Origin of the sequence: Streptomyces sp. GESEQ-35 (genome assembly GCF_017948485.1) — a bacterium.
GTDB lineage: Bacteria > Actinomycetota > Actinomycetes > Streptomycetales > Streptomycetaceae > Streptomyces.
On the sequence record NZ_JAFFSX010000048.1, the window covers coordinates 21746 to 32635 of the forward strand.

At 68.8% G+C, this 10890-nt stretch carries 10 protein-coding genes and 1 pseudogene; 7 read left to right on the forward strand and 4 right to left on the reverse strand.

The window, feature by feature from the left end; all coding sequences use genetic code 11:
* The gene (locus tag KCH87_RS47185) at positions 1-804 is read left to right on the forward strand and encodes a hypothetical protein (RefSeq protein ID WP_247197882.1); all 804 of its coding nucleotides are present in this window, start codon (positions 1-3) and stop codon (positions 802-804) included.
* 10 nt (positions 805-814) lie between these two features.
* Here KCH87_RS47185 and KCH87_RS47190 read toward each other — a convergent pair whose 3' ends face one another.
* Entirely contained in the window at positions 815-1765 is a 951-nt protein-coding gene (locus KCH87_RS47190) for a hypothetical protein (protein WP_210594165.1), read from the reverse strand.
* On the reverse strand, positions 1762-2697 hold the full coding sequence (locus tag KCH87_RS47195) for a ParA family protein (protein ID WP_210594166.1): 936 nt from the start codon (positions 2695-2697) through the stop codon (positions 1762-1764). Before KCH87_RS47195 ends, KCH87_RS47190 begins: the two co-directional genes overlap by 4 nt.
* A gap of 762 nt (positions 2698-3459) precedes the next feature.
* Here KCH87_RS47195 and KCH87_RS47200 point away from each other — a divergent pair.
* The 3 genes from KCH87_RS47200 (at position 3460) to KCH87_RS47210 (ending at position 6615) form a co-directional block, all read left to right on the forward strand.
* On the forward strand, positions 3460-4485 hold the full coding sequence (locus tag KCH87_RS47200) for a bifunctional DNA primase/polymerase (RefSeq protein ID WP_210594176.1): 1026 nt from the start codon (positions 3460-3462) through the stop codon (positions 4483-4485).
* The gene (locus KCH87_RS47205; RefSeq protein ID WP_210594167.1) at positions 4482-6077 is read left to right on the forward strand and encodes a phage/plasmid primase, P4 family; all 1596 of its coding nucleotides are present in this window, start codon (positions 4482-4484) and stop codon (positions 6075-6077) included. Before KCH87_RS47200 ends, KCH87_RS47205 begins: the two co-directional genes overlap by 4 nt.
* Positions 6078-6231: 154 nt before the next feature.
* A complete protein-coding gene (locus KCH87_RS47210) occupies positions 6232-6615 on the forward strand; it encodes a DUF6009 family protein (RefSeq protein WP_210594168.1) in 384 nt (127 codons plus the stop codon).
* 16 nt (positions 6616-6631) lie between these two features.
* Here KCH87_RS47210 and KCH87_RS47215 read toward each other — a convergent pair whose 3' ends face one another.
* The gene (locus KCH87_RS47215; RefSeq protein ID WP_210594169.1) at positions 6632-7585 is read right to left on the reverse strand and encodes an AraC family transcriptional regulator; all 954 of its coding nucleotides are present in this window, start codon (positions 7583-7585) and stop codon (positions 6632-6634) included.
* Between the two features lie 82 nt (positions 7586-7667).
* Between KCH87_RS47215 and KCH87_RS50635 the strand changes: the two are divergent.
* A pseudogene (locus tag KCH87_RS50635) lies at positions 7668-8126 on the forward strand (SDR family oxidoreductase); the annotation flags it as partial.
* Positions 8127-8633: 507 nt separating this feature from the next.
* Here the strand turns inward: KCH87_RS50635 and KCH87_RS47225 are convergent.
* Entirely contained in the window at positions 8634-9380 is a 747-nt protein-coding gene (locus tag KCH87_RS47225; protein ID WP_210594170.1) for a phosphotransferase family protein, read from the reverse strand.
* Between the two features lie 229 nt (positions 9381-9609).
* Between KCH87_RS47225 and KCH87_RS47230 the strand changes: the two genes are divergently transcribed.
* Positions 9610-10221 (forward strand): TetR/AcrR family transcriptional regulator, encoded by a 612-nt coding sequence (locus KCH87_RS47230; RefSeq protein ID WP_210594171.1) that lies wholly within the window; start codon positions 9610-9612, stop codon positions 10219-10221.
* Positions 10218-10628 carry a DUF6069 family protein gene (locus tag KCH87_RS47235; protein WP_210594172.1) on the forward strand — a complete coding sequence of 137 codons (411 nt, stop codon included), beginning with the start codon at positions 10218-10220 and terminating at the stop codon, positions 10626-10628. Before KCH87_RS47230 ends, KCH87_RS47235 begins: the two co-directional genes overlap by 4 nt.
* Positions 10629-10890 lie beyond the last annotated feature (262 nt).

Here is a 10890-nt window from a genome sequence, read left to right on the forward strand (position 1 = left end):
ATGGCTCGCCCCGCCCGGAAGTCGCCTCCTCCCACGAAGCCGCTGCTCAAGCCGCCCGTCCGGATCGGCAACCTCGACACCGCGGCTGTCATCGGTGAGTTGCGCCAGTTGCACGAAGAAGCCGAGGACACGAACGTCGGCCGGATGGCGGCGGACGAGGAGTTGTTCCGGGCTCTGCTGTACCTCGAAGCCAACGCGGGCGCTCTGAAGAGCGAGCAGGCCCAACGCAGGGCCGCAATAGCACGCGTGAGGTTGTGGGAGTACCTCCGCGAGCAGGCCGACTTCCACCAGGCGAAGGCGATAGAGCACGCCCGGGCAGCGAGCGCCGAATGGGCCGACCTGGTGCCGGCACTCGCTGTGAACACCCCAAGTGCGGCCTACAACAAGGCGAAGCGCATGCAGGCTGCCGTCCTCACCGAAGCCTCCCGCGGTGACCAGCCTGTACGCCGCACGCCCGAAGCCGTCCGCGAGGCCGAGCGTCTGGCGGATGCCCGGGCCGCCGCCCAGCGCCGCGCGGAAGCAGAAGCGGCACGCCGTCACGCACTACTGGCCCCAGTCGCCCAGCGGATGCTCGAGCACCGCGCCGGCCTGGACGACGACGGCGAGGTCACCTTCTGGCTGGACCAGATCGCAGCGGTGCTTCCCAGCTGCCGGACCCCCACTCAACTGGTCAGCCTCCAGACCTACATGGAAGCCGCAGTACGCGAACTGCAAAGGACGGAACGCACCGGCACGCGCCCGGCTGCCACCACCGATGGCGCCCGGGGGGCCTTTGCCGCCGCGGCTGAGCTGGTCCTTGGGTGAGCGTCGGCGCCTAGTCAGCGCGGCGTACCGCGACAGCTCTGCCGATCTTGTTGATGCTGTTGTCGATCTCGGCCAGCAGTGCTGCGGTCTCGGCCGGGGCGTCCTCCAACGCCCGCCGGACAGCAGGTTTACCGAGCCCGCGGGACGCTTCTCGCAGAAGAGCCAGCGTCTCCTGCAGCCGCTCCACATCAGCCGACACGACTCCGGCCGCCCCCATCGGGGAGTCGGCGTCCTGCCCGAGCGACGTGATCGTGTGCACGCCCTCGCCGCCCGCCGAGGCCGACTCGGACTGATCTCCGTCAGCCGCCCCCGTGTTCGACCCGCCCTCGGACGCCGGTGGGGGAGTGAGCACATCCCGCACCATCGTCCCGATCTGCGAGGGACTCAACTCCTCGGTCAGGGGAGGGAGCTGACGCACGACCTGTTCCAGGAGCTTCGCCGTCACGCGCTTGCCGGTTCGTGCCACAGCGTCGTAGACCGCCACCGCGGCACGGTCACCAGCCGCCCGCCTGATGTCGCCCAGTTCCCGCACCTGCGATTCACGCGGACGGTGACCAAGCTGGTTCAGTGCCTCACCGATTCGCCACTCGTCCATCAGCCGGTACACCTGGGACTCCGAGATCTCCCAGTTGGCCCACACGAACTCGGCGAAGTTGGTGGAGCCCTCATTCCGGTGCAGGTCGCCGGTGGCCATTGTCTCCAGGCTCTTGCCGGCCACCCAGAAGGCGTTGTGCAGGTTGTTCATGCCTGCCTTGCACGCCTCGAACGCCTCCTTCTCCTCCGTGGTGAGGTCGCCCTCGCCCGCCGGTGGCCGGGGAGCGGGGATCGACTCGAGAGTGGTGCCGACGGGCGCCTTGACGACGACCGTCGCTTCCTGGAACACCGCGGGCGCACCGCCGCCCAGCAGACCCTTCCCGGGTCGCACGAGCTCGGTCGGGTCGTCATCGAACACGCCGGTCATGTAGCGGGGGCCTTCCTACAGAGAGCGTCGATTTCCGTGTTGAGCAGGTCCATCTCCAGCGCCAGTGGCCTGATGGAGTCCGGGACGACATCAGCCCGGGTCGCACGGCCTGCCGCGACGTCATAGCTTTTCGCGCTGATGGGCAGCAGATCCGCGTACTCGCCGAAAGTCAGCCCCTTCCTACGGGCGTTGACGGCCGGCATCTCGCGATACCCGACGACCCGGGTCGCCATCGGCGTCTGCGTTCCCAGCTCCCTGAGGACTTCCTGACGGACCTCCTCGTGCAACTGCGTGGCGCTCGGATTCGAGCCGTACAGACAGGCGCCGGCGACCTTCAGATACGGGTTCAACTGCCGTCGTACGAGCTTGTAGTTGCGGGCTATACGCCGCATGCCGCGGATCGACGTGTCATCCGAACGTGTCGGCACAAACAGCCAGCGCGCGGCAGCCAGCGCCAGCTGCTCCAAGCTGTCCTGTTCCGGGGCGCTGTCGAAGACGACCTGGTCGTACCAGGGCGCGAGGGGTGCGAGTGCCCGTGCCAGAGAGGACACGACATGGATACCTTCCACGGTCATCCGCGCCGTCAGGAGGGTCAGCAGCTCCCCGACAGCCTCGCCGCCGGGGACGACATCGAGGTTGGGGCGCACTTCTTTGACGGGCACGAGAGGGGTGCGGTCATAGATCGACCGGTACAGGCCCTGTCCGTTCAACACTGACGGACCTTCGGGGCGGAAGCCGCGGTTGAACCGTTCGATACCCAGATCGTCGTCGTCCTGGCTGGTGACACAGATGAGCAAGGTCCGTTCCCCGCGGGCCGCGTGCCAGGCGGCCTTGTGAGCGGCGAGGGTGCTTTTGCCGACTCCACCCTTGCCCGTGCCGATCATGACGGCGTTCGCGGGCGGTTCGATGATGTCCACCGCATCAGTCAGCACCGGAAGCGGCCTCCTCGTCCGTGCCTACCACACCCGGTTGAGGGGCAGCACTCGGCATCCTGGCACATGGGCTCCGTGGAACTCCTGTGCGAGGGAGCGGAAGACCAGCACTCTGGGTCCCGTCAGTCCCGTACCCGGGCTCCCAGCGGGGGCTCACCGTTCCGGCGGGGACGCGGGCTTCGGTCCCGTTTCAGTCCCGCTTCAGTCCCGTACCCAAAAGACCAGGTCAGAGGCGTGCCCAAGGCAAATCCTCAAGGATCACGGGACTGACGGGACTCACATCGCTAGTTATCCCCATCAGGCGCGCGTGTATGCGCGCGCACGACACTATGACCATGGTCTATTGCTACGCAGCTCATAACTGGCACTCTGAGTCCCGTCAGTCCCGTGCCAGCTGTAGAGACCGCCCTGACCTGCACTTTCTTTCCGGGACTGAGAACGGGACCGAAACCTGGCTCAGTCCCGGCCGCCCCTGAGTCCCGCAGGCATCCCCCGGTGGCGGGACTGACGGGACTGAACTTCCGACACGCCCCACTGGCGCACCGCTCCCGTACGGACTGTGCGCTAATCTCTGTGCCGCATGTGAAATCCTCAGTCCCGTCAGTCCCGTCAGAGACGACCAAACGTCACTGACCAGGCAGCAGGCGGCCCGCGGCTACGGGACTGACGGACGAAAGGCTGACGAACCGACAAGGACGCCCAGTGTCACGCCAGGTTGCGACCCACTCCACGGTCCCGTCGGGGTCCGTGGATGCCCTCGCGCTGGCCCGCTGGTGCGCCGGAGCAGGGTGGCCCGTCCATCCCTTGGCGCCCGGCAGGAAGACCCCCGCGGCCAACTGCGAGGCCTGCAGGCAGGACCGGCACCCTCCAACTGCCTGCCCGTGCATCCCGGCCGGACGGTGGTGTCACGGCTTCCACGCCGCGACCACGTCGGCCGAACGCATCGACGCATGGTGGACGGCGCAGCCCCGCTACGGGGTCGGAGTCTCCTGCGGGCCGGCGGACCTGGTCGTCATCGACGTGGACGCGCACGCCGCCCAGGTCCCCGACCGCTCCCGCCTGCTGCCGGGCATCCAGATCGGCCCACAGGTCAACCTCACAGGCCTCGCCACGGGTTTCGACACCCTGGCTCTCCTCGCGGCCCTGCGCAGGCAACCGAGCCCGGCTGACGACGACCAGACACTGCGCGTACAGACCCCGTCCGGGGGCCTGCACGTCTGGTACCGCAATCCGTATCCCGAGGTCCGCTACCGCTCTTCCGCCGGGTCCAGCCCGAAGACCGCATTGGCCTGGCAGGTCGACGTACGGTCCGACAACGGCTACATCATCGCGCCGACCACCACCACGACGGCCGGCACCTACACCCCCCTCGGCCCAGCCCGCTATCCCGCCCCCCTCCCGCAATGGCTGGCCGCCGAACTCGCCCGTACCGGCCACACCCCGGCCCCCGAGACACCGGCCACTGCCGCCCCCGTCCCCCCGCCCCGCCGGGCCCATCGGCGCGCCCCCGGAGCGGCACACCGCATCCTGGAGCCCCTGCTCGCCGAGATCGCCGCCTGCGCTGCGATTCCGGAAGGAGCAGGCTTCACCGAGAAACTCAACCGAGCCGCCTTCACCGCAGGGGGACTTGCCTCAGGCGGCCACCTCGCCGAGACCGACGTGCGGGCCCTGCTGCTCGACGCGGCCCACCACGCACGCCCGCACCAACAGCGGCGCAACGTCACGATCATCGAATCCGCTCTGTCCGCCGGCGCCCAGCGCCCGTTCCATCCCCAAGGACGCGCATGAGCAGCGCCGAGCCCGCCCGCTTCGACGCCGTGGCCGCCGCCGAGCAGATCCACCAGCAGCAGAGCCTCGACCTCCAACTCCCCACCGCCCAGCCGACCCTCCCGGCACAGCAGACCGAAGCACCACGCCCCCTGGCCGGCCTCGACTCGGGGCTCCTGCCGGAGGAACTGACGGACCGCGCCAACGCCAAGTTGTTCGCCCGGCTCTTCACCGACCGGTTCCGGCACGTGGAAGGCCTGGGCTGGTACTCCTGGGACCAGTACCGGTGGCGGCGCACCGGAGGCGAGAAAGCGGCCATGTGGGCGGCCGGCGACATGGCCGAGCAGATGCCGCGGACCGACCCGAGAGGACTCTTCAGCGACCGCGAACTGGGCGCCCACCGCAGGCGCACCCAGTCCACAGCGGGCATGAAGGCGCTCCTACAGCAGGCTCAGGCCGCTCCCGGCCTGAGCCTGGACCCGGACGTGCTGGACGGCGACATCTACGTCCTGTGCACCCCCGGCGGCGTCGTCGACCTCCGCACCGGGGAGCTGCGCAAGCCCGACCCGCTCTCCGACATGCACGCCCGCGCCACTACGGTGGCCCCGCAACAGATGCCGATCCCGCGGTGGCAGAGCTTCCTGCGCGAGACCTTCGGCGACGACGACAAGGGCCGCGAAACCATCCGGTTCCTTCACCTGCTGCTCGGCTACTCCGTCACCGGCGACGTCGGCGCGCAGGTCCTGCCCTTCCTCTACGGATCAGGCGCCAACGGAAAGTCCGTCCTGCTGGACGTGATGCTGCAAATCCTCGGCGAGTACGCCAACGCAGCCCCGCCCGGCTTCCTGATGGAGAAGGGCAAGTTCACCGAACACTCCACCGAGCTGACCGAACTGCACGGCCGGCGCATCGTCGTGTGCAGTGAACTCAAGCCGAACGACACCTTCAACGAAGCCCGCGTCAAGCTCCTCACCGGCGGCGACAAGATCACAGCCCGGCGGATGCGGCAGGACTTCTTCAGCTTCCACCCCACGCACAAACTCTGGCTCCTGGGCAACCACAAGCCCGAAGTCGGCACCGGCGGCTACGCGTTCTGGCGCCGCATGCGGCTCATCCCCTTCGAACGCAAAGTCCCCAACGAACGCAAGATCGACAACCTGGCGGCCGAGCTCGTCCGCGACGAAGGCCCGGGCATCCTGCACTGGCTCCTCGAAGGCGCCCAGCGCTACCTCGCCACACGCGACCCCCTGCGCGGCCCCGCGGCCGTCCGCCTGGCCACCGAGGCCTACGAAAAAACCGAGGACCACATCGGCCGTTTCATCAGCGAACGATGCACCCGCGGCAGCGACGGCCACCCCAACCCCGACCTGCGGGTCGAGCAGAAACTCCTGTACGAGACATACGGCCGCTGGTGCACAGAAGAGGGCATCCGCCCAGCCACCAGCCGCGCCTTCGCCAGCCGCATCAGGACGGAACTCGGACTCGCCTCCCCAGCCGAAATGATCAAGAACAACGACAGGAAGCTCTACCCCGGACTCGCGCTGCTCCCCGCCCACGGAGACAGCGACGACGGACTCGAACCGGGCCGGGTCCACGAACGGGGACCGGTATGACGACTGCAAACGCCCTGGGTCCGTCGGATGACGGGCCGTACGATGAAAGACGCGACCTCGGACAGCGCCACACCAGGCACCAGAGGACGAGCAGTGTGAACGCCACACACGAAGGCCGGAGGCCGGCCGGAGACGACCAGGAGGGTCCGCGGCCATGAGCTCGATGCTGCAGGACAGCCAGCTCACCGGAGAAGCCGAAGTGGTCTGGCTGGAGAGCCCGGAGAACTTCGACTACGTCCGCCAGGCCCTGGACAAGGTCAACACACGCCGCGGCAAGCCGAGGTTCGACCGCGACGGCCGCATCGTCGGCTACACCAACCTCGCCGCCGGTACGGAAGCAGACCCCGACAGCGGCCTCTTCGCGCGCCGGACGTTCTTCCTCCTGCCCCACGACCGCCCCAACGACCCGACAGGCCCGTACGAGGTGGGCGCACCCGGAGAGGCCGTCGACCCCAGCACCATCCGACCCGGCAAAGTCGGCGCCAAGACCGAGCGCTCACAGGGCCGCACAGCGGAGATAACGCCCGCGGGCCGGTGAGCGTCCAGCAGCCACCTCAGCGGGCGTGAACGCTGAACCGGGCCCGGTGCTGTTGCGGGGTGATCCCGCGTTCTCGTTTGAACGCGGTGCTGAGAGCGGAGGCGCTTGCGTAGCCGACCTGTCGAGCCACGGCATCGATCGTCACTTCTGGTTCTTGGAGCAGGTCGGCGGCCATGTCCAGCCGCCAGTCGGCGAGGTAGGCGATCGGCGCTTGGCCGACGAGCTGTGTGAAGCGGCGGGCGAGAGTTGCGCGAGAGACTCCCACTTCCGACGCGAGGGCACTCACCGTCCAGGGCGAGGCGGGATCGCTGTGCAAGCGACGCAGCGCCTGTCCCACGACAGGGTCGGACAGGGCGCGGTACCAGGCCGGGGCTCCCGTCTCGGCCTGCGCGAACCACGCTCGGAGCGAGGTGACCAGGAGCAGATCCAGCAGCCTGTCCAAAACGACCTGCTGACCAGGTTCCTCCCGGACGACTTCCTCGGCGAGCAACCCAACCGGATCGATGAGCCGCTGAGGACGATGAGGGAGGACCACCACCGGCGGCAGAGCACGGAGGAGTCTGCGGCTGACTTCGCCGGTCATCTGGTACTTACCGATCAGCATAACGGTCGCATCGCGGGGGACGTCGTTTCCCCAGGTGCGAGGGCCCAGATCCACGACCTCGCGCAGGTGTTCACCCGACGGTGTCATGCGTTGGGGGCCTGGGCGGATGACCGTCTGGACGGGCGTGGAGGGCGAGTCGGCAAAGGTGTAGGGGTCCGGCCCGCGCATCAGCGCGACGCCGCCGGGGCTGAGGCACCTGGCCGCGCCGGCCTCGGGGATTACCCAGGCCTCGCCGTGAGCGAGGGCCACGACGGAAAGCGGGGCCGCGTCTTCCACCCGGACTGACCAGGGCGGGCTCTGGATGGAACGCAGGATGAATGCGCCCCGGGCTCTGGGGCCGGCCAAGAGGCCGGACAGTGCATCCATGGGACCTAGGCTAGACGCTCAAGCACGAAATCGAGCTTTCCGGCTATTCAGCGTCCGCCTTGTGGTGGCGTGTACTAGCGGTATGAGGACAACGAACAGCAGCAAGAAGACGCTGGTACTGGCCGGGACGGGCAAGACCGGGCGGCGTGTAGTCGAGCGGCTGTCCGCGCGGGATCTGCCGGTGCGGGTCGGCTCCCGCAAGGGGACGCCACCCTTCGATTGGCAGGAGAAGGCTACCTGGGCGCCCGCGCTCCAGGGGGTGGAGGCGGTGTACGTGGCATACCACCCGGACGCCGCATTTCCCGGAGCCGCAGAAGCGGTTGCGTCGTTCGCCGACCAGGCGGTGCGCTGCGGCGTGACGCGGCTGGTGCTGCTGGCTGACCGTGGTGCAACCGAGGCGGAGCGCTGCGAGCAGGCAGTGCGCGAATCGGGTGCCGAGTGGACCATCGTGCGCACCGGCTTCATCTCTCAGAACTTCAGCGAAGACGTCCTCACCGGCGCGGTACGGGCAGGCGTGGTGGCACTGCCGGCCGGCGAGGTAGCAGAGCCGTTCACCGACGCCGAGGACATCGCTGACGTCGCGGCCGCGGCTCTCACCGAAGATCGTCACGTTCGTGAGACATACGACGTGACCGGTCCACGGCTGATGACCTTCGCCGAAGCGGTCGCAGAGATCGGCGAGACCATCGGGCGCCCAGTCCGGTACCAGGCAATCAGCAAGGAACGATTCTCCGCTTCCCTCAAGGAGAAGGGGACACCGGCGCAACTCGCGGAGCCGCTGGCTGACCTTATGGCCGAGGTCTTCGACGGCCGCAGGGCCCGACTTGGTGATGGCGTCTACCGCGCCGTCGGCCGACCGCCCGAGACTTCGCCGACTACGTCCGCGATACGGCCGCCACTGGCATCTGGGCCCCTTAAAGAGCGTTTTATCCAGTCAAGATTGTCTCAGGGAATGACGGTGTGTCAGTTCTCGAGGGGGCGATGCGCCCCAGAGGATGGCCTGCTTGATGCGTCAGAACGCATGCGTAGCAGTCGGGCCCGCGCAGCCTCACATCCGGGATCTCAGCACGTCGACCTCACAGCCCGGCGCGGACGGATCGAAGCCGTGCTCGATCAGCCAGCGAACCGCCAGCAGGCTTCGCAACGACCACCACGCGTGGATCACGTCGAGGTCGATGTCGGTGCCATAGCCGACGATGACGTCGTCGAGGTGCTCCTCGTGTCCGAGCGTGAAGGTGGCGAGGTCGTACAAGGCATCACCCTGGCCCGCCTCGGACCAGTCGATGATGCCCGTGACCTCGTCGCCGTCGACGAAGACGTGCGCGATCTGCAGGTCGCCGTGCGTGAACGCCGGAGTCCACGGCCGGAACGCGACCTCGGCGACTTGACGGTTGCGGTTGACCAGGTCGGCGGGCAGGACGCCGTTCGTCACGAGCAACTCGCACTCGTCGTCGAGTTCCGCCGCCACCGCGACGATGCTCCGACCGGCCCGGCCGGGCCAGGGCGGCAGCGGCGCTTCGTGCAGCTTCCGGATGGCGGCGCCCGCCGCGGCCCACGCCGCCCGCGACCCGGTCGACGGCCCGCCGAGGCGCCCAAGCGTCGTCCCGGGAAGTGCGGCGATCGCGAGCGCGGGCGGCTTGCGCCACAGGACCTCCGGGGTCGGGACCGGCGCCAGGGCCATCGCCTCGACCTCGACGTCGATGCGCGCCTGATCGGCGTCCACCTTCAAGAACACGTCACCGACGCGCAGGGTCGCGCGCTCGGAATGGGCGACGACGACTTTGACCTCATCCATGGGCGACCAGTATCCCGGGGATGATCGCCGACGTCGCCGGGTTTATCGCGTGCGATTACGCGGCTGACCGCGTCCCGCCAGCCGGCTGCCTCGCGCACGACACCGACCTCTGACCAGGTCAAGCCCACCACTTCTGCTAGGAGCCCTATACCCCTTGGACGGGAGAAAGCGAACGGAGTGAGGACTCACTCATTGACGGAGTGAGTCCTCACTCCGTACTCTCGCGGTCATGACAGCACCTAAGGAGAACCAGACCACCCGTCGCCGCGCCCCTGCCATGTCGCCGGAGCAGCGGCGCGCGATGATCATCCAGACCGCGATCCCGCTGATCGCCGAGTACGGCGCCGCGGTGACAACCGCGAAGATCGCCCGCGCCGCGGGCATCGGCGAGGGCACGATCTTCCGGGTCTTCGCCGACAAGAACGAGCTGCTGCAGGCCTGCATTGCCGAGGCGCTCTCCCCCGAGCACGCGGTCCGCGAGCTCGACGCGATCGACGTATCCCAGCCGCTGCCCGACCGGCTCGCGGAGGCGGCCGAGGCGCTACAGGCGCACATGTCCAGGATGGGCGCGATCATCGGCTCGCTGGGGCATCGCGGCGGCAAGCACCCCGGCACGGTGCGCGGCGCGGGCCGCGACGAGTCGACGACCCGTATCCGCGCGGCCCTCGCGGAGCTGCTGGAGCCCGACAAGGCCGCCCTGCGCCGTCCGCCGGAGCAGATCGCGGCCCTCTTCTTCGGGTTGCTCTTCACTCAGCCGCGTACGGAGGACGAGCCCGACCTGACCCCGCAGGAGCTGGTGGAGGTCTTCCTGCACGGAGCGCTCTCGGGGGGCGCCAAGTGAGCGCGCGGAGAAGGCGCCTGGGGGTTACGGCCCTGGCCGTCCTGGCCCCCGTCCTGGTGTGGCTGGTCGCGGACCCACTGCTGGAGCACCGGCTGCGGATCGCCGATGGCGAGCAGACGCTCGACATCGGCGCCGTGCCTGTGGCGGTCGTCGCACTGCTCGCGTCGCTCTCCGGCTGGGGACTGCTGGCCGCCCTGGAGCGGTTCGGGGCGCGGCGCGCCCGCGCCATCTGGACCGGGGTGGCCGGTGCCGTACTGGCCGTGTCCTTCCTGCCGTTCACCGGCGACGGCATGGACGACGGCACCCGGGTCTCCCTCGCTCTGATGCACCTGGCGGTGGCGGCGGTGCTGATCCCGGGGCTGGGCAGCAGGTCCCCCGGGGTGGGAGCCGCTGCCGCTAGGGGGTGACCGCCACTACCAAGTACGCCGCGAGCAGCTCCAGATGGAGGCAGCCCTGCTAGAGAGGTCTTCCAGCTCGCCCATCGGCTCGGCTTTCACGGCGGAGCCTGGGATTTTGACGACCTGCAAATCCCCGACGTGGCCGGACGGTTCGTGCATCACGTCCCCACGGACGAGGAGGCCGAGCAGGAGCCGGGCGGAGCACTGGCCGCACGCGAGCGGACCGTGCGCGCCATCCAGGCCGTGGGATACACAGTCGACGCCCAACTAT

Excerpts from the sequence above, each read along its gene's own strand:
- KCH87_RS47185 (WP_247197882.1), top strand. The coding sequence starts at position 1 with ATGGCTCGCCCCGCCCGGAAGTCGCCTCCTCCCACGAAGCCGCTGCTC.
- KCH87_RS47190 (WP_210594165.1), bottom strand. The coding sequence starts at position 1,765 with ATGACCGGCGTGTTCGATGACGACCCGACCGAGCTCGTGCGACCCGGG.
- KCH87_RS47205 (WP_210594167.1), top strand. The coding sequence starts at position 4,482 with ATGAGCAGCGCCGAGCCCGCCCGCTTCGACGCCGTGGCCGCCGCCGAG.
- KCH87_RS47210 (WP_210594168.1), top strand. The coding sequence starts at position 6,232 with ATGAGCTCGATGCTGCAGGACAGCCAGCTCACCGGAGAAGCCGAAGTG.
- KCH87_RS47215 (WP_210594169.1), bottom strand. The coding sequence starts at position 7,585 with ATGGATGCACTGTCCGGCCTCTTGGCCGGCCCCAGAGCCCGGGGCGCA.
- KCH87_RS47225 (WP_210594170.1), bottom strand. The coding sequence starts at position 9,380 with ATGGATGAGGTCAAAGTCGTCGTCGCCCATTCCGAGCGCGCGACCCTG.
- KCH87_RS47230 (WP_210594171.1), top strand. The coding sequence starts at position 9,610 with ATGACAGCACCTAAGGAGAACCAGACCACCCGTCGCCGCGCCCCTGCC.